Source organism: Arthrobacter sp. NA-172, assembly GCF_043952055.1.
Taxonomy (GTDB): Bacteria; Actinomycetota; Actinomycetes; order Actinomycetales; family Micrococcaceae; genus Arthrobacter.
Window position 1 is genome coordinate 393,083 of sequence record NZ_JBINOT010000001.1, and the last position, 22,766, is coordinate 415,848.

The 22,766-nt window shown below is 61.2% G+C and carries 25 protein-coding genes and 1 pseudogene; 7 read left to right on the plus strand and 19 right to left on the minus strand.

Going from position 1 to position 22,766, the window contains the following annotated elements; translation table 11 throughout:
* Positions 1-29 precede the first annotated feature (29 nt).
* From ACF0H6_RS02010 to ACF0H6_RS02025, 4 genes and pseudogenes are all read right to left on the minus strand, one after another.
* The gene (locus tag ACF0H6_RS02010) at positions 30-1,703 is read right to left on the minus strand and encodes a cytochrome bc complex cytochrome b subunit (protein WP_395248253.1); all 1,674 of its coding nucleotides are present in this window, start codon (positions 1,701-1,703) and stop codon (positions 30-32) included.
* Positions 1,681-2,753: pseudogene (locus tag ACF0H6_RS02015) on the minus strand (Rieske 2Fe-2S domain-containing protein). Before ACF0H6_RS02015 ends, ACF0H6_RS02010 begins: the two are co-directional and overlap by 23 nt.
* Positions 2,754-2,851: 98 nt before the next feature.
* Entirely contained in the window at positions 2,852-3,640 is a 789-nt protein-coding gene (locus tag ACF0H6_RS02020) for a c-type cytochrome (protein WP_395248254.1), read from the minus strand.
* Positions 3,641-3,728: 88 nt separating this feature from the next.
* Positions 3,729-4,367 carry a heme-copper oxidase subunit III gene (locus ACF0H6_RS02025; protein ID WP_081736831.1) on the minus strand — a complete coding sequence of 213 codons (639 nt, stop codon included), beginning with the start codon at positions 4,365-4,367 and terminating at the stop codon, positions 3,729-3,731.
* Between the two features lie 148 nt (positions 4,368-4,515).
* Here ACF0H6_RS02025 and trpD point away from each other — a divergent pair, with 148 nt between their 5' ends.
* Positions 4,516-5,574, plus strand: a complete 1,059-nt coding sequence (trpD, locus tag ACF0H6_RS02030; RefSeq protein ID WP_395248255.1) for an anthranilate phosphoribosyltransferase — start codon at positions 4,516-4,518, stop codon at positions 5,572-5,574.
* Between the two features lie 47 nt (positions 5,575-5,621).
* Here the strand turns inward: trpD and ACF0H6_RS02035 are convergent, their stop codons facing one another.
* Positions 5,622-5,903: an Lrp/AsnC family transcriptional regulator gene (locus tag ACF0H6_RS02035; RefSeq protein WP_395248256.1), complete on the minus strand. Its 282-nt coding sequence runs from the start codon at positions 5,901-5,903 to the stop codon at positions 5,622-5,624.
* A 61-nt stretch (positions 5,904-5,964) separates the two neighbouring features.
* A complete protein-coding gene (locus ACF0H6_RS02040) occupies positions 5,965-6,363 on the minus strand; it encodes a DUF3054 domain-containing protein (RefSeq protein WP_395248257.1) in 399 nt (132 codons plus the stop codon).
* Positions 6,364-6,517: 154 nt separating this feature from the next.
* Between ACF0H6_RS02040 and ACF0H6_RS02045 the strand changes: the two genes are divergently transcribed.
* Positions 6,518-6,991: a VOC family protein gene (locus ACF0H6_RS02045; protein ID WP_395248258.1), complete on the plus strand. Its 474-nt coding sequence runs from the start codon at positions 6,518-6,520 to the stop codon at positions 6,989-6,991.
* A gap of 109 nt (positions 6,992-7,100) precedes the next feature.
* A complete protein-coding gene (locus ACF0H6_RS02050; RefSeq protein WP_395248259.1) occupies positions 7,101-7,520 on the plus strand; it encodes a VOC family protein in 420 nt (139 codons plus the stop codon).
* A 68-nt stretch (positions 7,521-7,588) separates the two neighbouring features.
* Here ACF0H6_RS02050 and ACF0H6_RS02055 read toward each other — a convergent pair whose 3' ends face one another.
* The 5 genes from ACF0H6_RS02055 to ACF0H6_RS02075 all read right to left on the minus strand — a co-directional run bounded on the left by ACF0H6_RS02055 (position 7,589) and on the right by ACF0H6_RS02075 (position 13,836).
* Positions 7,589-9,115 (minus strand): LCP family protein, encoded by a 1,527-nt coding sequence (locus tag ACF0H6_RS02055; RefSeq protein ID WP_395248260.1) that lies wholly within the window; start codon positions 9,113-9,115, stop codon positions 7,589-7,591.
* 158 nt (positions 9,116-9,273) lie between these two features.
* Positions 9,274-9,792 (minus strand): GbsR/MarR family transcriptional regulator, encoded by a 519-nt coding sequence (locus ACF0H6_RS02060; protein WP_395248261.1) that lies wholly within the window; start codon positions 9,790-9,792, stop codon positions 9,274-9,276.
* A gap of 51 nt (positions 9,793-9,843) precedes the next feature.
* Entirely contained in the window at positions 9,844-11,466 is a 1,623-nt protein-coding gene (locus ACF0H6_RS02065) for an ABC transporter permease (protein WP_395248262.1), read from the minus strand.
* Positions 11,463-12,446, minus strand: coding sequence for an ATP-binding cassette domain-containing protein (locus tag ACF0H6_RS02070; RefSeq protein ID WP_395248263.1), 984 nt, complete (start codon positions 12,444-12,446; stop codon positions 11,463-11,465). Before ACF0H6_RS02070 ends, ACF0H6_RS02065 begins: the two co-directional genes overlap by 4 nt.
* 100 nt (positions 12,447-12,546) lie before the next feature.
* The gene (locus ACF0H6_RS02075) at positions 12,547-13,836 is read right to left on the minus strand and encodes an MFS transporter (protein ID WP_395248264.1); all 1,290 of its coding nucleotides are present in this window, start codon (positions 13,834-13,836) and stop codon (positions 12,547-12,549) included.
* Here ACF0H6_RS02075 and ACF0H6_RS02080 point away from each other — a divergent pair.
* Positions 13,811-14,041 (plus strand): hypothetical protein, encoded by a 231-nt coding sequence (locus tag ACF0H6_RS02080; protein WP_395248265.1) that lies wholly within the window; start codon positions 13,811-13,813, stop codon positions 14,039-14,041. The genes ACF0H6_RS02075 and ACF0H6_RS02080 overlap by 26 nt on opposite strands.
* Here ACF0H6_RS02080 and ACF0H6_RS02085 read toward each other — a convergent pair.
* The 4 genes from ACF0H6_RS02085 to ACF0H6_RS02100 form a co-directional block, all read right to left on the minus strand.
* Positions 14,022-14,591 (minus strand): cysteine hydrolase family protein, encoded by a 570-nt coding sequence (locus tag ACF0H6_RS02085; protein ID WP_395248266.1) that lies wholly within the window; start codon positions 14,589-14,591, stop codon positions 14,022-14,024. The genes ACF0H6_RS02080 and ACF0H6_RS02085 overlap by 20 nt on opposite strands.
* A gap of 3 nt (positions 14,592-14,594) precedes the next feature.
* Positions 14,595-15,062, minus strand: a complete 468-nt coding sequence (locus ACF0H6_RS02090; protein WP_395248267.1) for a MarR family winged helix-turn-helix transcriptional regulator — start codon at positions 15,060-15,062, stop codon at positions 14,595-14,597.
* A 69-nt stretch (positions 15,063-15,131) separates the two neighbouring features.
* On the minus strand, positions 15,132-15,863 hold the full coding sequence (locus ACF0H6_RS02095) for a PhzF family phenazine biosynthesis protein (RefSeq protein ID WP_395248268.1): 732 nt from the start codon (positions 15,861-15,863) through the stop codon (positions 15,132-15,134).
* A complete protein-coding gene (locus ACF0H6_RS02100; RefSeq protein WP_395248269.1) occupies positions 15,826-15,999 on the minus strand; it encodes a PhzF family phenazine biosynthesis protein in 174 nt (57 codons plus the stop codon). The genes ACF0H6_RS02095 and ACF0H6_RS02100 overlap by 38 nt, the downstream gene beginning before the upstream one ends.
* A gap of 390 nt (positions 16,000-16,389) precedes the next feature.
* On the opposite strand from ACF0H6_RS02100, the gene ACF0H6_RS02105 reads away from it, so the two are divergent.
* Positions 16,390-17,043 carry a maleylpyruvate isomerase family mycothiol-dependent enzyme gene (locus ACF0H6_RS02105; protein WP_395248270.1) on the plus strand — a complete coding sequence of 218 codons (654 nt, stop codon included), beginning with the start codon at positions 16,390-16,392 and terminating at the stop codon, positions 17,041-17,043.
* 87 nt (positions 17,044-17,130) lie between these two features.
* On the opposite strand, the gene ACF0H6_RS02110 is transcribed toward ACF0H6_RS02105, so the two are convergent.
* The 4 genes from ACF0H6_RS02110 to ACF0H6_RS02125 form a co-directional block, all read right to left on the minus strand.
* Entirely contained in the window at positions 17,131-17,478 is a 348-nt protein-coding gene (locus tag ACF0H6_RS02110; protein ID WP_395248271.1) for a hypothetical protein, read from the minus strand.
* Between the two features lie 439 nt (positions 17,479-17,917).
* Positions 17,918-18,472, minus strand: coding sequence for a hypothetical protein (locus ACF0H6_RS02115; RefSeq protein WP_395248272.1), 555 nt, complete (start codon positions 18,470-18,472; stop codon positions 17,918-17,920).
* A 21-nt stretch (positions 18,473-18,493) separates the two neighbouring features.
* The gene (locus tag ACF0H6_RS02120) at positions 18,494-18,679 is read right to left on the minus strand and encodes a hypothetical protein (protein WP_395248273.1); all 186 of its coding nucleotides are present in this window, start codon (positions 18,677-18,679) and stop codon (positions 18,494-18,496) included.
* 129 nt (positions 18,680-18,808) lie between these two features.
* A complete protein-coding gene (locus tag ACF0H6_RS02125; RefSeq protein WP_395248274.1) occupies positions 18,809-18,964 on the minus strand; it encodes a hypothetical protein in 156 nt (51 codons plus the stop codon).
* Positions 18,965-19,184: 220 nt separating this feature from the next.
* Between ACF0H6_RS02125 and ACF0H6_RS02130 the strand changes: the two genes are divergently transcribed.
* The gene (locus ACF0H6_RS02130) at positions 19,185-21,506 is read left to right on the plus strand and encodes a hypothetical protein (RefSeq protein WP_395248275.1); all 2,322 of its coding nucleotides are present in this window, start codon (positions 19,185-19,187) and stop codon (positions 21,504-21,506) included.
* A 96-nt stretch (positions 21,507-21,602) separates the two neighbouring features.
* The gene (locus ACF0H6_RS02135) at positions 21,603-22,262 is read left to right on the plus strand and encodes a class F sortase (protein WP_395248276.1); all 660 of its coding nucleotides are present in this window, start codon (positions 21,603-21,605) and stop codon (positions 22,260-22,262) included.
* Positions 22,263-22,766 lie beyond the last annotated feature (504 nt).

Below are 22,766 nucleotides of genomic sequence, written 5' to 3' on the forward strand. Positions count from 1 at the left end.
ACGGGGGCTTCAGGGTTGCTGTCAGAGAGCTAGTGGCTCAAGCTCTTGTTCTCTTCAGCGGATTCGATGGCCTCGTGGTGGCCGTGCGCGTGGGCTGCTTCAAGCTCAGCCGGAGTCGCAGGAGCAACACGGTCTTCGAAGAACCACTTGGAGAGAGCCGCGCGGCGCTTTTCCTTCGGCGTGACCACACCGTTCTCATTGGGCTCGGCCGGCAGCGGGACCGGGGACTCGAAGCCAACGAGCTTGTAGTGCTTGTAATCGTCAAGCGGTGCGTGGACCTCGATGAACTCACCGTGCGGCAACCGGACGATGCGACCCGTTTCGCGGCCGTGCAAGGCGATCTCACGGTCCTTACGCTGAAGTGCGAGTGCCACACGCTTGGTGACCATGAACGCAATGATCGGGCCAATGAAGAAGAGCGTGCGCAACCAGTAGGTAACGTCGTTCAGTGCAACATGGAAGTGCGTTGCAATGAGGTCCGAGCCAGCAGCTGCCCACATGACGCAGTACCAGGTGAAGCCGGCGACGCCGATGGCCGTGCGGGTGGGAGCGTTGCGCGGACGGTCCAGAACGTGGTGCTCACGGTTGTCCTTGGTAATCCAGCGTTCGATCCACGGGTACATGAACAGCACGGTGAAGATGATGCCTGCAGGAACCAACGCGGGAAGCAGCACATTCAGCGTGAGCACATGGCCGAAGATGATGTATTCGAAGTGGAAATCATTGACAACGCCGGGCATCAGTCGCAGGGCACCGTCGACGAAGCCGATGTACCAGTCAGGCTGGGTACCTGCCGACACGGGGGAGGGGTCGTACGGCCCGTAGTTCCAGATCGGGTTGATGGTGAACATCGCAGCCATGAGCGCGACGACGCCGAACACGATGAAGAAGAAGCCGCCGGCCTTTGCAGCGTAAACCGGTCCGAGAGGGTAACCGACGACGTTGCCGTCGTTGCGGCCCGGGCCGGGGTACTGCGTGTGCTTGTGCACAACCACCATGAAGAGGTGGATGACGATCATCAGCAAAATCATGGCCGGCACGAGCAGAATGTGCAGCACGTACAGGCGGCCGATGATGGCTGTACCCGGGAACTCGCCTCCGAAGAGGAAGAACGAGATGTACGTTCCGATCACCGGGATGGACTTGATGACACCGTCGATGATTCGCAGGCCGTTACCGGAAAGCAGGTCATCGGGAAGCGAATATCCGGTGAAGCCTTCAGCCATGGCCAGGATGAGCAGGACGCCGCCCACCACCCAGTTCATTTCACGCGGCTTGCGGAAAGCGCCCGTGAAGAAAACGCGCAGCATGTGCACACCAAGCGATGCCACGAACAGCAAAGCCGCCCAGTGGTGCACCTGGCGGAAGAACAAGCCGCCGCGAATGTCGAAGGAAATGTTCAGCGACGAGTTGTACGCGACGGACATTTCGACATTCGTGAGCGGGGTGTATGACCCGTGGTAGTGAGTCTCCGCCATGGACGGGTCAAAGAAGAAGGTCAGGAAGGTACCCGACATCAGGAGGATGACGAAGGAATACAGCGCCACCTCACCGAACATGAAGGACCAGTGGTCGGGAAAGACCTTCCGGCCGAATTCACGCAGGATTCCGGATCCGCCGACGCGCTCGTCAACGAAGTCCGTGATACGGCCAACTTTGGTCTTCGGTACGAAGGGGACTTCAGCTGTTGATGAGGCGCTCATGCTCGTCACGCTCCCAGTAACTCGGTCCTACAGGTTCTTTGAAGTCGCTCGTGGCTACGAGGTAGCCCTCAGCGTCTACCGCGATGGGCAGCTGGGGGAGCGGACGGCTGGCCGGCCCGAAGATAACCTTGCATTCCTTGGTGAGGTCGAAGGTCGACTGGTGGCACGGACACAGCAAGTGGTGCGTCTGCTGCTCGTACAGAGCAACGGGGCAACCAACGTGGGTGCAGATCTTGGAGTATGCAACGATTCCGTTGTAGCTCCAGGTTTCCCGGCCCTTGGAAATCGTGAGGTCATCCGGGTTAAGGCGCATCAACAAAACGACGGCCTTGGCCTTCGCGTTGAGCTTGCCTTCCTGGAGTTCATTGAGGCCCTCGGGGATCACGTGGAAAGCAGAACCGATAGTTACGTCCGACGCCTTGATCGGAGTTCCGTCAGGGTCACGGGTGAGGCGCTTGAGCTTGCCGTCCTGGGGTGCCCACATGGTGTGAGCGAGCGTGTTATCGGGACGGGGTCCAAGGTCACCGAATACGGCCAAGGCCGGGAGCGGGGCCAGTGCCACAGCACCCAGGAGGGTGTTGCGGATCAGCGGGCGACGCTTGATGCCGGTTTCCTCGACGATGTCCTCGACGATTCGTACAGCGGCCTGGCGGTCTTCCTCGGTGCGGATGGCGTGACGCTCTTCCGACACTTCGTGGTCCGGCATGAGGGCCTTGGCCCAGTGCACGATGCCAGTACCGATGCCCAGCATCGCGAACGCGGTACCGAGTCCAAGCAGGAGGTTCTGCGTGCGGATCGTTGCGATCGATCCATCGGTGTGCAGGTCGATGGCAAAGTACGACACCAGGAAACACCAGGGTACCGATCACGGATACGCCAAACAGAATGGCTACCTGCCGTTCGGCTCGCTTCGCGGCTCTCGGGTCCGTGTCAGCCAGGCGCAAACGGTGCGGAGGAAGTCCAGCGATCCTGGAACTTCTCCACAACATTCTGACCAGCCGTAGCTACGGTGCCCGAGTGGTTCGGACTGCCGTCACTATGGTTGCCCATAATTCGCCTCATCCTTCTCTCGTTGTCCCGGCCGGAACCGGGTTAATGTTCAATTCAAAACTGCTGCGGGGACAGCAGAAGCTTTTAGTGCGTCTGACCTACGAGGTACGCGAGGTCAGCCAAATGGTGAAGGCGATGATGACACCGAGGCCTGCAACCCACACAAAGAGACCTTCGGAAACCGGACCCAGCCCTCCGAGGTCGGCGCCACCAGGCGAGCCGTTGGCTTCGATCTGCTTCAGGAAGGTGATGATGTCTCGCTTGCCCTGAGGAGAGATGTTGGCGTCGTTGAAAACGGGCATGTTCTGTGGACCGGTAGCCATGGCTTCATAGATGTGCTGTCCCGAGACGCCAGCCAGAGCCGGAGCAAACTTTCCACGGGTCAAAGCGCCACCGGCAGCGGCGGCGTTGTGGCACATCGCGCAGTTCACGCGGAAGAGTTCGCCACCTTTGGCGGCATCTCCCTTTTGGTCGAGCAGTGATGCATCGGGAATGGCCGGGCCTGCGCCGAGCGAAGCGACGTAAGCCGCCAGCTGCTGCGTCTGCTGGTCATTGAACTGCCTCGGCTTTTCCTGCGCCTGGGGTCCGTTCATCTGCATGGGCATGCGGCCGGTGCCAACCTGGAAGTCAACTGCAGCAGCACCTACGCCGACCAGCGAAGGGCCGTCCTTGGATCCGCTGGCGCCCATGCCGTGGCACGTGGCGCAGTTGGCGGCGAAGAGCTTGCCGCCCTCTTGAGCATCGCTTGCGCTAAAGGTGGTGGTGTCCGCCTTCGCCTGGTTGACCGTTGTGGCAACGGCGTAAAGCCCACCAGTGACGAGGAGTCCCAGCAGCAGCAGCGCAATGGCTGCCAATGGATGACGTCGCTTCTGCGAGAGTGCCTTCACGTGGTGGTTCCTTTTTTCGATCCTGCGTCGGCTCCGTGAGCCGCTTCTTGAAAATTCATCCTCTTGCTGAGCAAGAGTCAATGCTGGGTTACTTCAGGACGTAGATGACCAGGAAGAGGCCGATCCACACAACGTCCACGAAGTGCCAGTAATACGAGGTGACGATTGCCGAAGTCGCTTCGAAGTGTCCGAACTTCTTGGCAGCGTAAGCGCGGCCAATGATGAACAGGAACGCAATGAGTCCGCCAATGACGTGAAGGCCGTGGAAGCCGGTTGTCATGTAGAACGCGGAACCGTAGGCATTAGCCGAGAGGGTCACGTGCTCGGAGACAAGCATCGCGTACTCGGTGGTCTGACCGGCAACGAAGAAGGAGCCCATGATGAACGTCAGGATGAACCATTCGGTCATGCCCCAGCGGGTGAACTGCAGCAGGCCGCCTCGACGGCGCGGCTCAAGTCGCTCGGCGGCGAAGACGCCCATCTGGCAAGTGAAGGAGCTCGACACAAGGACGATGGTGTTTACGAGCGCAAACGGGAAGTTGAGCTTGCCGGTTTCCTCGGCCCACAAAGCGCCTGAAGTAGAGCGCAGAGTGAAGTACATGGCGAAGAGACCGGCGAAGAACATCAACTCACTGGAAAGCCACACAACGGTTCCAACGGAAACCAGATTGGGGCGATTCAGCGTCGGGTGCGCCGGGGTACTGGGGGCATGGGTCGCAGATGTCACATGGACATTATGTCTGTAAAAGTCCTGACTTCCCAATACGAACCGCCTTTTGGGGAGACTTTTTCTACAAACACGCGAATTCGCGCGGAAAAGTTCCCGACGTCCTTAGCATTGGTCACGGAGCCGCGTGGATCGCTAGCATCAAGAGGTGACTTCACTGGCATCCGCACAGCAGGCAAGCAACTCGTGGCCCGGACTCATCTCCGCTTTGATCAAGGGGCATGACCTCTCAGTGGAAAACACTGCATGGGCCATGAACACCATCATGTCCGGGGAAGCCGCTGCCTCGCAGATTGCCGGCTTCCTCGTCGCGCTGCGCGCCAAAGGCGAGACGGTCGAAGAAGTCACCGGACTGGTGGAAGCTATGCTGTCCAACGCCAAGCCCGTCAGCATTCCGGGCGAAAAGCTGGACATCGTCGGCACCGGCGGCGATCAGCTGAATACAGTGAATATCTCGACGATGGCTGCCCTCATTGCTGCGGGCGCGGGAGCACGAGTGGTCAAGCACGGGAACCGGGCGGCCTCGTCGTCGTCGGGCTCGGCGGATGTCTTGGAAGCGCTTGGCGTCAGGCTTGACCTGCCCATCGAGCGAGTTGCACGCAACGCCGAAGAGGCGGGAATCACTTTCTGCTTCGCCCAGGTATTCCACCCGTCCTTTCGGCATACCGGCGTGGTCCGGGCCGAACTCGGCATCCCCACGGCATTCAACTTCCTGGGGCCGATGACCAACCCGGCACATGTCCAGGCATCAGCCGTGGGTGTGGCCAACGCCTCCATGGCGCCCCTGATCGCGGGGGTTCTGGCGCGCCGGGGAAGCCGGGGGCTCGTATTCCGTGGGGAAGACGGACTCGATGAGCTGACAACTACCGGCCCATCCACGGTGTGGGAGATCAGGGACGGTCACGTCGTGGAACAGCGGTTCTCGCCGGCCGAGCTTGGAATCGCTGCGGCGACCGTCGCCGAACTCCGGGGTGGCAACGCGGAGGCGAATGCCGCCGTCGTGCGTGAAGTATTGGACGGGAAGCCGGGCGCAGTGCGCGATGCGGTTTTGCTCAATGCTGCCGCTGGTCTGGTGGCCTTCGATACCTCAGCTGACGGACCGTTCCTGGACCGTATGCGGTCAGCCTGGGTGCGGGCCGCTGAATCCGTTGACTCCGGAGCTGCTGCCCGGGTCCTGGACACGTGGGTTGGACTCACTCGGAACTGAGCCCAAGAACTGAGCGGAGCAGTTAAGGATTACTGCTCGAAGCCCATTTACTGTTCGAAGCCCAGGGTAAACGCGGCATCCAGATCGTGCTGGGAGTACGCGCGGAAAGCGATGTGCGTAGTGGTGTGCACAACTGCAGGAACCTTGGAGAGCTTGTCGGCGATGACGTCCGCGAGTTCCTCGTGCTTCGCCACGCGTGCCACCGCAATAAGGTCCCACTCACCCGTGACGGAGTAGACCTCGCTGATCCCTTGGATGGCGGAGATCTCCTCGGCCGTCTCCGGGATGCGTGAAGCGTCAGTCTTGATCAGGACAAAAGCGGTGATCACTGGGGGCGGCCTTTCCGAAGTGCAGCAGTTGACGTTGCAAGCCTAGTGCATCCGCTGGCGCTCAAGGCTGGTGGCTGCGCCGACGAACTCGGGTCACAAGTGCGATGACGGCGCGGTAGCCAAGCAGCAGTATGGCAAGGCTGATCAGAGCAACGATGATGAATGCGAGCACCACGGTCTGGCCTGTAGCGGCACGCAAAAGCATGCCAACAGCCACGGTTCCTATCCAAACAGCGACGCCGGCCGGCCAGGTCTTGAAGGGCGCCCGCCAGGCTCTGGTCAACACCCAGGCGATAGCAGCGCCGGCTAGAAACGGCAACGCCGTGGAAAATACTCCTGTCACCACCTCGCCGCGCTGATGCGCGTCGCGCCCGATGGCCGCGAAAACCAGAATGAGAATTGCATCGGCCAAAGCGGCGATGACGGCAGAGCGGGCCAAGGAGATTTTTGCAGCGGGCATGGATATGACACTATCCCGCCTGAATCCCGGATCTCGAACCGGGGCTCCATGGCAGCCAGCCGCCGGGCCATTGCCTGCCGGGCATTGTGTCCTACCTGGGCGGGGACTAGCCTTCATGCCGAAAGCCAATCCACAGAGCTGAAGGACATTCACGATGCAAAAAATCTCCACGTGCTTGTGGTTTGATTCGCAAGCAGAAGAAGCGGCCCAGTTCTACACATCTCTCTTCCCCCATTCTTCCATCGGCAAGGTCTTGCGCAGCGGGGACGCGGGCCCCGGGCCGGCCGGCGACGTCGTGACCGTCGATTTCCAGATCGAAGGCCGCGAGTTCCTGGCCCTCAACGGGGGCCCGATGTTCAATTTCACCGAGGCAGTTTCCCTGGTGGTCAATTGCAACTCACAGGACGAGGTGGACCGTTATTGGGACGCGCTGACGGCTGGCGGCGAAGAGAGCCAATGCGGTTGGCTCAAGGACAAGTTCGGTCTGTCCTGGCAGATTGTCCCGACCATTTTCACTGAACTTTTGAGTGGCCCGGACCCCGAGGGCGCGCAACGGGCGATGGCTGCCATGCTGCAGATGAAAAAGCTGGACATCGCGGCCCTCCAGAGTGCCTACGACGGCGCCTGAGACCGGATTCCCCGCGCCCGGCAAAATCCTGTGGATGCATCCGGACAGCGCTGTTAGCATGACGAAAAGGTAGCCGAGCCCGCTGCCGCAACAACTGAGGAGCCACGTAATGACCACGAACCTCAATCCTTACATCAGCTTTCGGGACAATGCCAAGGAGGCCATGGCCTTCTACAAGTCAGTCTTCGGAGGAGAGCTGACCCAGAGTACCTTCGCGGAGTTCCACGCCAGCGAAGACCCCGCCGAAGGCGAGAAGATCATGCACTCGGCACTCAAGATGGACAACGGAATGCAGTTGATGGCTGCTGACACCCCCAACAGCATGGATTACAGCCCCGGCAACAACATTTCGGTGTCGCTCAGTGGCGACGACGAAACCGAGCTTCGTGGCTATTGGGACGGACTGGCCGACGGCGGGACGGTCACTGTCCCGATGGAGAAGGCACCGTGGGGCGACATCTTCGGAATGCTGACTGATAAGTTCGGCATTGCGTGGTTGGTCAATGTATCGGGGGAGCAGCCCCAGTAGTTGGAAGCGCTTAAAGTCAAAGCGCCCTCCGTCCCGCATGGCGGGCCGGAGGGCGCTTGATTTTGACGCTATCCCGTCGGGTTAGTCGTCTGGCACGTCTGGTCTTGCGCGGTCTGGGCAACCACATCATTCGGCTTGGGGGCCGGAAGAGTCGGCTTGTTCCCAGTGGCGTAGTCTTGCCCGGCGTAGAGCTGGACTCCTTGGACGCCGGTAACCTGTTGTACGCTCGTCGCCGGCAATCCAAACATTGCGGCAACGTCCGCGGCTACGTCGGCAAAGCCGGCACCGTAGTAGACCATGGTTTGCGGCCTCGTATCGGCCTGTATCCGGGCCAACTTGGTAAAGCCGCCGGCGGACAGCAACGCTCCGATTTCCTGGCTCCTGCCGGTCACGCCTGTTCCATTGGCGACAGTAACTGGCTGGAGAGCCTTGTCGTAGGGGGCTTTCGGAGCTTCGGTAGACGGGGCTGCCGAAGGAGCCGAGCTAGGTGCAGGCTGGCTGAGATCGGCGCTCTGCTTCAAAGTGGCGAAGAAGTTGCTTGCGGCCGGTTGATCGAGGTCCAGCCTGTTCGGATCGGACGCGGCTGGAACGTTGGGAATCGTGATGAAGTTGACCTTGGCAGGGTCGATGTTCTTGAGCCTGCCGGAGATGGTCAGGAGAGCCGGGACCGAGGCCAACCCGTCATCAACAGTGAGGTTCTTTGTCACGGTATCTGCAATGCTCAGCATTTTCTGCGGATTTCCCAGCGTTCCGTCGGCCTTGAGCTTCCGCACCAGGGAACCGAGGAATGATTGCTGCGCCTTGATTCGGCCCAAGTCCCCGCCATCCGTAAATGCATGGCGGGTACGCAGGAACGCGAGGGCTTGGTCGCCTTGGACCTGCGAGGTGCCCTTGGGCAAATGCAGGCCTGAATCCGGGTCGTTCACTGCAGAGCTCACGCAAACGTCAACGCCTCCAACGGCCTTGGAGAGTTCGGTCACAGCGTTGAAGTCGGCCATCATGAAGTGGTCCACCTCCAGGCCTGTGAGCTTGTTGACGGTGTCCACAGCGCAGCCCACCCCCGCCTCGGCCATCGCACTGTTGATCATGGCATTTTTGCGTTCGGGGTAGTGCTGGCCGGTCTTGTTGTCAGTACAAGCAGGGATGTCGACCAACAAGTCACGGGGGAGGCTGATGACGTTGACGTGATTGTTGTCCGCGGAAATGTCCACGAGCATCATCACATCGGATTGGCCATAGCCGGAGGACTGGTCGGTGGTGCCGAACTGCCCGTTCTTACCGCTTCGGGTGTCGGTACCCAGGACCAGAATCTGTAGGCGGTCTTTGCTGTCGTCCACAGGGCCTTCCGTCCTCGGGCCTCCGGCACCAAGGGCAGATGCTGAAATATTGGACTGAAGGCGCCAAACCCAATACCCTCCAAAGGCAAGGACAGCGAGCAGCAAGACAGCCACTGCTGCGCTGGTGATTTTGAACCAACGGGGCGCGCGGCGATAGCTGAAACGCCGGCTTCGGGTAGCCAATTTGCCCTGGCCCGGATAGGCGACAGGTGCGGGCTGACCCGATTCCGGGCTGGGTGCATCGGGGCGTGTTACCAAAAGGGGACTACCTCTCCGGGGGAATAGCGGACGGCCTCTATTGTAGCTGGGGCCTCTGGGAAGGCACCGAATGCCCCGCGATAGCGGATGAGGGCAGCCGAGAAGTCCCCGCGATTGAACCCGGTTTTCAGCCCCGTTTAACAGCAAGTGTGAACGAGTCAATCAGGACTGCGGGGGAGCAGATCCGGCGCCCGGCCGCCGTCGTACTGTTGTTCCTCCCGCTGTTGCTCCCACTCAGCCATGAGCGCCGGGAGGCGGGCATCCATGAACCTGTAGAAGCTCGACATCTCCTCGAGGCGACCGGCAGCGGTGGAAGTTTGGTCACCTATCGCCGAGTACGCGACGTCGGCGAGGCCGGCCAGCGCGCGGTAAATCGGGCGTTCCTGGGCGAAGGCAGCCAACCACACGTTGGGAGGGATCTCATAACGGTCCCGGCGGCTGCCCGGCTGAGCCAAGCGCCGCACGAACGCAATTGATTGCAGATAGCGGACCGCGCCCGAGATTGCGGCCGCGCTCACTCCCAGGATCCCGCCAAGGTCGAGCGCAGTCAGGCCACCGTCCTCTGCGACCGTCAGGGCCATGAGGACCCGCGCAGGCATCTTCGGCATACCGGCGGCAGTAAGGATGGCGGCCGATTGCTCGGCCGCCGCACGAAGCGCCCGTTCATCTCTGGCCATTCGGTTGATGCTCCTTTCTCGAATCGCTCCGCGCTGAATTGTCTGCGAGCGCTATGCCGTGTTCAGTTCGCGCCGTTTCATGCCTACGGTTGCCAGAATGGCGACGGCGACCGCGATGCACAACATCCAAATGCCTCCGGTCCAATCCGTGGACGTGCCGACCGGCACGGGGGAGTGAGTGAACGGTGAGAGGTCGCGGGCCCATTGCGGCATTCCGACCAGACCGCCGAACAGTCCAAACACAGCACCGAGTCCTAGCAGCGTCCAGCCGAGGCCAACCGTCCAGCCCGGGAGCAGAACGAATACCAGTGCCAGCACGGTGAGATACACCAGGGCCGCGGGCAGCTGGGCTGCGGCTGCAGAGAAGGAATCTTCCGCTTGTGCGGAGGTATCGCCGATGGCCCACGAGCTCAGGCTCGACGCCGCGGCCCCGCTGAGGAGCACGAGCACTATTGAAACAGTGCCGACCGTGAGGTAACTCACCAGCCAACGGGCCCTGGACACCCTGGTGGCGAGGACTTGCTCGGCCGTGCCCTCCGTTTCTTCCTGGCGCATACGGATGACCACTTGCGTCGCACAAGCTGCTGCAAGCACGCCAACCATCACGAAGATGGCCGAGATGAAGAGTTGGACGAGGGACCCCTTGCCCCCGGGGATGAGACCGGCCATGATCTTCTCCACAGTCGGGTCCGCGGCCGCTGCGCTTGAGACTGCCTGTGCCAGGGTGCCTGTCAGCAGACCCCCAAAGGCGCTGCCGACGCACCAACCCACTACGGTGGGCCACTGGAGCCGCCATGCGAGGCCGAATGAACTCGACAGGAAACTGCGGGCATCCACGCGACCGAGCCTGCCGGCGAGCAGGCTCGCTCCGCTATCGCGTTGCGACTGAAGGACAAAGACCAGCGCGAGAAACGCCGCCGTGAGCGCGAGGTTGAGCAACAGGGGAGTGAGGGTGTTCTGGTCATAGGCGAGGGTTTGCTGGCCCCAACCGATCGGCGAAATCCAGCTCCACCAAGCCACCGTCATGTGGAGGTGGTCGGCGGAAGGCGTGCCGAGGGCATCGCCAATCCCGCGGAAGACGTAGGCCGCGGTGACGGCAGCGGCTGCGACGCCGTTGGCGCCGCGCGAAGTGCGCATGAGTTGGGCGGCGGAGAGTCCGACCGCGAGGAACGTGAGCCCGACGGCGGCAGTCGCACAGCCGGCGACGATCGAGCCCTTGGCGTCCAGACCACCGACGATAAAGGCGATCGCCAGGAAGAGCCCGTTGACGACGTTGACCAGAGCGCCGTAGACGATCGTGGCGACAGTCGGCAAAGTCCGCCCGGCCGGAGTGGATGCGAGGAATTCTGCCCTTCCTGATTCTTCCTCCGCCCGCGAATGCCGTACGGCCAGAAACGTATTCATCAGGCCCGCGAGCAGGGCAATGAACGTGAAGATCTCAAAGAAGACGAACTGATCGAGTCCGCCGCCCTCCGGTGTCCCGCGGAGCATGAGGATGCTCGGATTCGCCACGGCGAGTTGCAGGATGTTCTGACGTCCCGAGGGATCGCCGTATGCCTTGTCGACCGCGGAGACAGTGAAAAGAGCCAAGAGGGCGATTCCGACAATCCAGATCAGCAGCTGCAGCCGGTCCCGCCGGATCCGTTGCAGCATCAGCGTGAACACAGCGTTCATCGCACGCTCGCCACCTTGCCTGTTTCCCGGCGTCGGGCCTTGCGTGCCCGATGCGCCACCGAGGCTTCCGCCGGATTGATGTCGTCCCCGTAGTGCCTCAGGAACAGTTCCTCGAGCGACGGCGGTGCAATCCTGAGACCTTTGACGTTGAGGTCCGTCAGCGCGGGTAGTACGGACGAAATCTTGTCGCTGTCCACCGTGAAGCGGGCGCGGCCGTTGACCAACTCAATGTCGTGGGCGGATGGAATGCGCGCGATGTCGGCATCCGTGAGTCCGTTCTGCGCGAAGGACACCTCAGTTCGAGTGAGGTGCCTTAGGTCGGCGAGAGTCCCCGTCTCCACTGTTTTGCCGGCACGGATGATGGTCACCCGATCGCAGAGCTGCTCGACCTCGGAAAGTATATGGCTGGAGAGCAACACGGTTGTCCCCAGCGAAGCCGCGCGCCGTATCTCTTGGTTGAACACGCTCTCCATGAGCGGATCCAGTCCACTCGTGGGTTCGTCGAGGATGTACAAGTCTGCGGGTGAGGCAAACGCGGCCACCAAGGCTACTTTCTGGCGGTTCCCCTTCGAATAAGAGCGGCCCTTCTTCGACGGGTCCAACTGAAAGACCTCAATCAACCGGGCTTTGCGCTCAGCGTATGCCTCCTTGTCTTCAGTACCCCCACGCAGGCGGCTGAGCAGATCGATGGCCTCGCCGCCGGAAAGGTTTGGCCACAGGCTGACATCTCCAGGAACGTATGCAATGCGCTTGTGCAGTTCAACCGCGTTGCTCCATGGGTTTTGTCCAAAAACCGTCGCGTTGCCGCCGCTCGAGCGAGCGAGACCGAGCAACACCCGGATGGTGGTGGACTTGCCGGCGCCGTTAGGGCCAAGGAATCCATGCACCTCTCCGGCTTCGACAGAAAGGTCAAGTCCGTCGAGAGCCCGGACGCGACCAAAGCGTTTCTCAAGACCGTGAGTCTCAATAACTGTGTTCATATTTCGCACGCTACGCTCGATTCACAATTTTGTGAATATTCTTAACGGAACCTTAACGCGAGCGCTGAAAGCCACCCGGCGGGGTTGGCCGCCGTCGAACTCAATGCTTCGCGGCAACGGCTGGAACGCTGCGGTCAAAGACTGTCAGCACAACCATCACGGCACCGATAGCGATGAGGACCCAGGCCAAAGTATGGAAACCCGCATCAGTGGCGGACGGTCCGAAGGCAATGCCGATGAGGCTGGAGGAGCCGATCGCGCCGAGATACATGGACGTCCGCAGCAGCCCGGACGCCACCGCAATCTCGGCAGCGGTGGTCTGCAGGTACAGCGCTGCCTGGTTGGCGAAACTGCTGAAGCCATTCGTTAGGCCAAGCAACAAGGTCATTCCGATCAACAGCAGCACACCGGAGCTGTGGTTCGTCTGAAGCATCACTGCGGCGGAAAGCGCCAAGGCCGCTCCGGCGAGAATCAGCGGCCAGCGTACCCAGCCTCGGCCCGAGACAATCCGTGCAACCACAATGCTTATGAAGCTCAGTGGAATGAGGATCAGCCCTACCGTCGCGGCATTCAGCCCCAGGCTTTGTTCCATCCATTGGCTCGACGCGTACATCGAGGTGTAAGTGGCTAGCGCGGCCAGGATGGAGCGCAGGTAGGTACGTTGCAGCGGTCCGTTCCTACCGAGCATCCGGACATCGATCAGCGGGCTGCGCGCCCACCGTTCCCACCACAGAAGCACCCCGCCCAGGACCGCAGCCACGACGGCAAGCCACCACGCCGGCGTCGTCAACGCCGACAAGAAAACCAGCAGCGAGACAACGACGCCCGCGAAGAGCGCAATTCCCGGCAGGTCCAGCATGGCGAGGAGGCTGCCGCGGGTCCTCTTTTGAACTGGCGCGTCCTTGGCAACGCCTAGCAAGGTAAACACAAATGCCAACAACGCCAGCGGTATGTTTACGGCGAAAAGGGCCCGCCAGCCGAGGGACCCGGCCATGGACTCCGCCCAGGGCAAGCCGACGACGGCGGTCACTTGCGCGGCGATCGAAAAATTCCCCAAGACGCGGCCCGGCACGCCGATCCCCGCCTCGTCAGCCCGCCGCCGGACCAAGGCCATCGCCGTCGGGTAACACGCCGAGGTTCCGATACCTATGAGCGCCCGCGAAACCATCAGCACTCCCAAGTTCGGCGCCAGCACGCCAACCACTCCGGCCAGCAGGAGGATGGCGACGCCGGAGAGGAAGACCCGCCTGGGCCCGAAGAGCACAGAGAGTTTCCCCATGGTCGGCTGAGCGACGGCGCTGAATAAGTACAGGATGGAAATGAGGCCGGCGGTAGCTGCCGGACCGGACCGAAAGTCGTTCCCGATGCCCACCAGTGCTGTAGCGATCATCGAGCTATTGATCGGATTCAGCGTGGACCCAAGCAGTAACGGAGCGGTGAACCTCCAGCCCAGTGGGTTCGAGGCCCGGTTCTCCTTGTTGAAGCCTGGGACGCCGGTGACGCTCGTCGGGGGAGCGGGAGACAAAGTGCTCCCGTCCACCGACGGGCTCGATGGCCGGGCGGCGTCCGGCGCTGTCACGGCCGGGTGGCTTTGAGCATGTCCAGGATTTCCTGAGTTGTTCCGGTCTCGCCGAGTCGGGGGAATATACCCGTGACTGAGTTTTCGTGCGCGCTCATGGTCAAATCGGTCATGGCGTCTAGTGCCAGGGTGACGTTAAGCCCAGCCTCGTGAGCGCTCCGGGCCGTGGATTCCACCCCGATGCTGGTGGCAACGCCTGTCAGTACAACGTGGGTTACGCCCAAGTTTTCCAACAGGGCGCCGAGGCCGGTACCGGTAAACGCGCCCCACGTCTTCTTGGTCACAAGATGGTCGCCCGGCTGCTGGTTCAATTCAGGCAGCAGCTCGGCAAAATCGGCGGGAAAACTCCTTCCCGCGCTGCTGAGGCCCTGGTCCGTCCGTCCGGGAGCACCTCCGGTGACATTCACCAGCACCACGGGCAGACCATGGCTACGAAAGGCGTCGGCCAGCTCCGCGGCGTTCTTCACGACGGGCTCGATTGGATGGGCTTTCGGAGAGGCAACTATTCCGCGTTGCAGGTCAACAATGATCAGGGCGGTCTGTGGGTCAAGCGTGGAGATGGTCATGAGTTACGACTCCAAAAGACGTTTGAGTAGGTGGATGGCACCGGGCAGCTGTTCTTGTTCGTCCGGCGTGAGTTTGGACTGGATAGTGCGGTAGAGCCAATCAGCCTTGGCCGCTCGGCTGGCGGCGATGCTCGCCCTTGCTTCGGCAGTAAGGGAAAGGATTCTCTGACGGCCGTCCGAAGGATCCTGTCCACTCTCAACGAGCCCTGCGCTTGAAAGCGTGGAAATGATGGCCCCCATGGACTGGGGGCGCATTCCCTCGGCGCGGGCCAGGGCAGACATAGTGGCACTGCCGTCGCGTTCCAAATGGATCACTACAGCCTTTTGAGCATTCGTCAGGTTGTCCACCTGTGAGTGCTCACGCAGGCGACGGGTGAACTGGCCGATGAGCACGCGGAGTTCAGCGGCAGCTTCCAGCATCCGCTCTCCTTCAGCTGCTTCAGCTCCTTCGGCTTCCGAGCGAGACGTCATGATCGCGACGCTATCAGATAGTAAGGCAAACTGAAAAGACTTCCTTACTATTTTGGGACTCATCAGCGGCTAGGCGGGTCCAGCGATCTCGACGGCTTCACCGCTCACGACAATTCCGCCCGACGAGGGAATGTCGACCGTGAGTACGCTCGGCCGGCCAACATGGCTGCCTTGCTGCACCACCACCCCGCGTGGCGTCTCCACCAGCGAGAGCAAACGAAGGTATCCACCCAACGCCGCGGCGGCCGAACCTGTCGCCGGATCTTCAGTGATGGTGCCTACGGGGAAGAGGTTGCGCGAGTCGAACTCGTCCGTACCGATCTCGCAGAGCGTCGTGACAGTACCGGCCCAGTTCTGGGCATCCATCAGCGCGCGCATGGGATCCGGGTCGAAAACGAATGAGTCAAAGACCCCTCGTTCGGCGAGGACAAGAATGGGGTGCCAGTTTCCGGCAAAGGCAATCATCGGAGGGTAACCGGGGTGCAGTTCAGCCCTGCCGACGCCGAGCAACCCGAGCAGGGAGTCCAGGACGCCGTCGGGGAACTCGGCAACTCGAGGCTCCACGCTCGTGAAGCATGCCGTCACGGCAGCTCCCCGGCCTTCAGTCTCGATCACCACTGGGCCTACTGCGGTATCGAAGACAAAGGTCCCAGCACCATCACGGCCTGACAGCGCAACAGCCAACGCAATTGTGGCATGGCCGCAAAACGGCACCTCGGCGATAGGGGAGAAGTACCGCACACGGTTTCGTCGGGGGTCTCCATCAACTCCCTTCTCGGTGACAAAAAACGGTTTCGGCATATCCGATCTCGGCGGCGATATTCTGCATCGAGATGTCGTCGAGGCCTATTGCGTCCAAGACCACTCCCGCCGGATTTCCCCCGTCCGGAGTGTCTGTAAAAGCCGCATAACGCAATACATCCGAGGTTTGTTTCATGCCGATATCCTCGCACGGACGGGAGCGAGCAGATTCTTGCGTTGATCTGTGCAGGAACCAGGCGAGTTGGCGCCTGGTTCGAGGAAATCTGGGTTCTTGACCGGGCCGTAATCGCCAGAGAAACTTGGCGCATGGCAAGGGCAAACGTCAAAGGCATTGCCGCCGTGGCCGCTGTGGCAATGTTGATCGGATGCTCCTGAGGTTGTGGGCTATCTGCCCAGATGGTGCAGGCTTGGGCTAGTGGGGTCCGCAGCTGCGCAGACCGTCTAGTCTGGCTTTGGATGAGTGCCGAGACGGCCGAGCCCCACAGATGAATTAGGCTGCCTGAAAGCGTCTATAAGTGCGGCGTTGAGTTGAAGCTCCGAAAGCGGAATAGAGGAAAGAAGCGTTATGGCAAGTTCTTCGGAAGCCCATCTCTGGGCTCTCGCGCATGCTGAGCGCGCAGCGCTGGCGCAGGACTTGGCTGGACTCAGTGCGGAACAGTGGCATCACCAGACGCTATGTGGGCAGTGGGATGTCGAGCAAGTCGTCGCGCACCTCACTGCCGCCGCGAGCCTGAACCAGTGGCGGTGGCTGCGAAGCATGCTCGGCGCGCGTCTTCGCCCAGATGTGCACAACCTTCGCAGACTGCAAGAGCACCTTGGTAACACCCCGGCTGAGACCCTCGCCCGGTTTAGGGCAGTCATCAACAGCACCACCGCACCGTCCTCCCATACTCCGGCCTACCTGGGTGAAGTTGTGGTGCACGCCCAAGATATTCGCCGTGCACTGGGGCTTCCCCATACCCCGAGCATCGCCGCATTAACAGCCGTCGCGGACTTCTACGCGCGCCGCAACTTCACGGTTGCCAGCCGCGCGAACGCTGCAGGCCTCCAGCTAAGGGCAGATGACGGGACATTCACAGCTGGCACGGGACTGCAAGTTACCGGACCGACCGTTGCACTGGTGATGACCATGGCCGGACGGGTTCCTTACCTTGAGGACCTCAAGGGTCCGGGGGTGCCGACTCTTCGGTCACGCCTCGAAAGCTCCGCACCTCAATAATCACGACTTAAGCGGGACCTGCACCTTTCCGGCTGAGTCCTAATAAACCCTCGAGCAGCCAAATTTGCTAATGCGACATGGCCGTCTTCAGGGGTGAATTATCGAGGAGTCGAACCAGACGTCCTCGTGTCCAGGTGCGAGTAGGAACCGCCAGCCGGGGGGCAATGCAACGTAGGCCAGGATGTGAGGGCACCAATCGCTGATGTGGGATACGTGCACGGGGACGAAGAAGTCGGGGTCGTCGGATAGTTCTTCGCCGGCCCAGATATACCAACCGGTGGTGTCTCCGGCGGGAGAATGCCTTAATCCATTGATCGGATGCATGCCATTGCGGACGTTTCGAGAGATTCCTACTTTCATGTGCTGCGGCGCTGCCGTCGGCGTGACGCTGAATCGCCTGCAAAATTCTTGCTGATCATTGGTGGCGCTAGTCATTGGACCTCCCGGTGTTTTGGTCGCGTGTGGAATGAGTTCTGTAGCGGGCCTTCTGCTTCCAAGCAGCCGGAACCGGGGGAGTACGTATCGCTGTCCTGTTCTGCAGATTCTGCCATCGGATCACTTCTACTTGACATAATGTAGATTATCGGCGATAAAACTACGGGGGTTGAAGTAGCTGAGAAAACTCCCGTCCTATGACGAATCTGACGTCACACAAGTCGAAGCTGCCTACGATCACGCCGCGGCGCTTTGGCTGATCGAGTTCATGCTGTGGTCCGAAGAGGCAGGAATCTCCATCCGGAGCTCTGACGTCAGCATCAACGGCCAACCGCTTGATGTTCCGCGCTGGTAGGCGCTTTTTTCGACTTGCTCGACCGTTTCAGGCGCCCCTCTGCCAATCGCACTACGTCGGTCGAAGAGGCTTAGGCAGTAACCCCTAAATCCACTGACCTTCCGCCAGCTCGGACCAGAAATCGACATGGTGGGTGGGCAATTTTTGGTTGGGGAGCCTGAAAAACTCGGCTTGGAAATACGAAACGAGATCGCTGCCGTAGTAGATCACATCGGTTTGATGCACGGAAAAGACCGGGCTGCCGGCAGGCGCAGGAGCTGCCGGCATGAAACGGTGGGAATAGAGCGGAATAAGGATAGGCACGGTGCCCAAGCGCTCACGTGCTGCTTGGAGGGCTTCCTTAACTTCAGTGGGCCGGTCGCCCCATTCCTCGGGCCAGAAACCATTCTCCCGAACGTCAAACAACACGCCATCGCGTGGCCAGTCGAGCCTATTCTGAATCCCCGCGGGATCGCCCAGCCAATCAACCCATTTCGGGCCTATAGGCAACGCGAGGCTCAGAAACTGCACATGGTCAGGACTAAACTCGAACGAGAACTGCCCTTCAATATCATCGATTTGCCAAGGCGATAAGCCCGGAGCCAAGGGAACCTTCGCCGCGTAAAGAACCTCTACGGCTTCTTCAACAAGAGAACTCACGCCATAAATCTAGCCGTAGGGCTACTCGTCCCACATCAACACGTCTCGCTGCCAGTCAATAACGGGAGTTGCACTAAGTGCGAGAAGAATCAGGTCGTAGGCCTCACCATCAATGAGTCCTTCATCGAATGCCTGGCCGACTTCTTCGAAGGAGCCGGGCGTGTCCGGGTACGGGGTGGAGTCCCACTCGGCCTGCGCTGCGGCCAAACCTTTCGTTCGTCACGTAGGGCCATGCGAACAGTTCACGGATCATGGTGTCCTTGGCAATGTCTCCAGCGGCGTAGCGCTCGGCGATTTCGTAAGGACTCGCTCCGCTGAACCCTTCCGGGATCGGCTTCACTCCCTGGCTTCCGCCTGCGTCAGCAGCTTACTGATAGCCGGCTGGCTGACGCCAAGGGCACGGGCAACAACACGTTGATCGGCAGTCTCCACGGCCATCCGGATGCTCCTGATGTAGCCGCTAAATACGCCATTGTCGCCTGCGCCCTCCACTGACTCTTCTCCTTGCAGGTAGGCAATGTTCAGCGAAAACCCACGCGATGGGTCTGACCAAACCCGCGTCGACCCATTTCAACTGTCAAGTTCTTGACAGTTGAGGGCTCTGAGAACCGAGCTCTTCTCTCGGATTGCGTTTTGTCCGGCTCTCTACAAACGGGACCACATCAAGCGTGGTCATCGCGTGAATTGGCACGGTTGAAGAGAAGGGAACATAGTGAGTAAAAGTAGATTCGATCGAGGCCCCGGCAGCCCACCGGGAAAGACAACGGGCTGGCGGGCGTTCGCCAAGATCGGTGTCATGGCAGCCACCGGCGCCTTGGCCCTGTCCGTCGTCGGGACAGGCGGTATCTTGGCCGCGCCTGCGGCCCAGGCCGCAACAGACCTGCCGGGCATGCATCAATCCGGTATCACCGTCCAGGCTCCGCCGCCCAGGGGGTTTGGGGATTGGTCAATGTGGCTGGGATCCCTGAACCTGAACGGTGTCGCCGGCGGTCCGACGGCTTTCTGCTTCGACGTCGGAGTCCCGGCCGGCCCTGTCGGCTCCGGTGCCGTGGGATCCCTGGGCAACCCGCAACTCAATTACGCGATCCAGAAGTACCAGGACGACCCAGCTAACCATGCTGCATTGGCGTACTTGGCGCACGAGCTCGCGGATCCGAGGTTCAACGTTCCATGGAGCGGCGACGGCGTTCCCTACGCTAACCTTCGGGACTCATCTGATCCGCAAATGCCCGGCATCCGTGCGCAGGCCGCGGCGATGCTCGCCGATGCCCGGGCCAATTCCGGGCCGTATTCCACGCAGCCAAAACTCTCGATGGACGCAAGCGGTCGAGGCGGTACGGTCACCTCGACGGAACTGGTTTCCGCGACCGGAAACATGCTGAGCGGTTTCTCGGCCCGCGCCGTCCTGAACGGCCCCGCAGTATGGACAGGAACGAACTCCAAGGCAATCACTCTCCACACCGGAGATCAGCTCGGCTTCGCGGCCACTGGAAACGGAACCGTATCCGTGACGGTGACGATCGACGCTCCCGGGGTATCTGCTACCACCTATTCGGTGCCAGGGTTCCAGAACCTTCTCGTTGCTGGCGGTGCTCAACCCGTCACAGGAACGTCGGCCGACGCCAGGGCGGTCGTCGATTTCCAGCCCGTAGCGACCTCGACCGCTAGCCGATTCGTGGAGGGCCGCCAGCCGCTGGTGGATGTCCTGCACGTGAACACGTCCACGGGAAACGCCAAAGACTGGGCGTTCCTGAACGGCGGCGACGTTCCAGCCCGCTTTGACATCGACTGGTACTACAGCCCCGTCAAGCTCGCCCCGGCCGTCCAGATACCGGCTGCGGCCCTGAAAGTGGCCTCCGGAACGGGCACCGCAACCGGACCCGGAGACGTCACCGTGACCGCTGACCAAACAGCGGAGAAAGCCGGCTACTACTACCCGGTGGCCCGCTTCTCCAAGGCGGCCCAGCCCGCCGAACTGAAGAAGTACTTTCGTTCCGACTGGACAGCTGGTTTCAACGATTCCAATGAGGAGACGATCCAGAAGTACCAGCCCGAGATAGCGACCAAGGCATCGAACATTGAAAACGGCATGGTCTACGACGTCATCATCGTGACCGGAAACGAGCCTGGCAAAGAATTCGCAGTGACCACGAATCTGATTCTGACCTCCTCGGACCCCGTTGCGGGCGGCATGGAAACCGCGCCGGCTGATGCCGAAATCGTGGGTACAGTCGCCACGAAGGTCACCGGCAACGGCGAATTCAAGACCGCGGCCGTCGAGGTTCCATGGGAGAAGATCGTCGCCGAAAAGTGGTCCAAGGGCCTGAAAGCCAACCTGTACTTCTCCGAGAAGATCGACGGTAGCGAGTCCACCAAGGCGTGGGAGGGCAAGGAACTGCTGCCCAACGAAACTGTGCCGCTCGCGAAGCCTTCCATCGTGACCAAGGCTTCAGAGAACGGCACCGTACCGCTCGTGGGCCACGACACAGGGGTTGTCTCCGGCCTCATACCGTCCGGCGCCGGCGTCAAAGTCACCACGAAGGTAACGCAGTACAAATTTGACGATTCGACCGACGGCTCCGCCCAGGCCGTCTGCGCCAATCCGTCCTGGACCTCCCCGGAACAGAAAGTCACCTTAAGAGGTGAAATCACCTACCCGAGCCACACCATCGCTTACAAAGGCACTTACGGGTACGTCGAGGAACTGAACCTGACCATCGACAAGGGCCCGGGCAAGGAACCGTTCACCGCGCAGCTGCACAAGGGCAACTGCGGCGAAAAAAACGAAACCGTCATCGTTTTCCCCGAAGCATTCACTGTCACCCCGGACAAGCCGGCCCTGATGGTCAACACCGGATTCGCTCCGGCCACCGGCACAGCGCCGGCGGCCCGGCCGAACATGCCGCTGTTGATCACCGGCGGCGGCACCTTCGCACTGGCCCTGCTCGCAGGAGCAGGGCTGTTCTACCGCAAACGCCTCACCAACCGCAGAGCTGAAGCGGTCAGCGAGCATGCCGACGAAGTCGCCAACTAGAGAGCCTTAACCGGCACCACCATATTGACGCGGGCACCCGGATCCAGCCCACCAGGCTGATCGCCGGGTGCCCGCCTAACAACCAAGGAAAGTCCAATGATAGAAACCCGCGACCGTCCCGACGCCCGGTGGAACCGCATCGTATTCACTGTCGTGGTCCTTATTGGCGCGGCCGGAGCCACCGCGGGCGTCTTGGCGTTCACATCACCACCCGCTCCCCCGGCAGCGCAGCCGGCACCTGTCCTGGCGCCGTTTACTGACACGGGACCAGACACCTTCACAGACCGGGCCGAGATCCCCAGCCTTCCGCCGGCCACGCTCGCCATCCCTGGAGTGGGCCTCAATGTAGGGCTCGCAGGCCAGGGCCGCGACGATTCCGGGTACCTGGTGATCCCGGAACCTTCAAAAGCCGCCCGCTACACAGGGTCCGCGACCGTATGTGCCGCGAAGGGATCCACCCTGGTGGCAGGGCACGTAAACTTCCCGGACGGATCGATGGCCCCGATGGCCTCCCTTGCCCGGGTCACGAAGGGCATGCCTCTCTATGTATCCGACCAGACCGGCGTTACCTGCCGGTACAAGATCATCGGCCTTGAATCGCTGGCAAAAACGTCCCTGCCCGCGGAGACTTTTGCCACCGATGGCCCTCCCCTACTGCGGATCGTCACCTGCGATCTCACCAGCTCCTTCGTGCCCGTTGCGGAACACACCCAGTTCGCCAACATCATTGTGGCCACTGCGATCCCCTGGCCATGACCTCCGATCAGTGGGAAGTAAAAGGGGACCAAACCGGGCACGTCCGTGGCAGCGCGGCGGTTGTTGTTGATCGAGGCGTAGGAAAAAATGAACCCTCCGGTGCCTCCAAATGCGTCCGGCTAATCTCTACCGATCGTCGGTGCCCCCAATCGCGGTTCGAGGCGGGTCGGCCCTGTCATGCGGGGTTGTCCTCCCGGGAACGCGGCTCGCGTGCCGGACAGCGCTATGTTCGGGCCTGCTTGGGCCGCGTCTGCTCCAGACCAAGGATGCCAACGCCTCCCGGACCCCGGGCAGGGCAAGAGCGCTGGCAGGGGACATTCCGTGGAGGCGGGCCCAGAGATAGCCGCGTTCGCTGCACACAAAGTCCACTAGTGCCCTCTTGTGGCCCTTGGGCACGCAACTCAACGCCCTGTTCGTCTCCAACCGGGACAGCGCGGCGCCTGGTTCCGACCGGAAGCCGGTCTCCTCCGCATGCCGGGATGCCCGATGTTCGATCACCTGCAG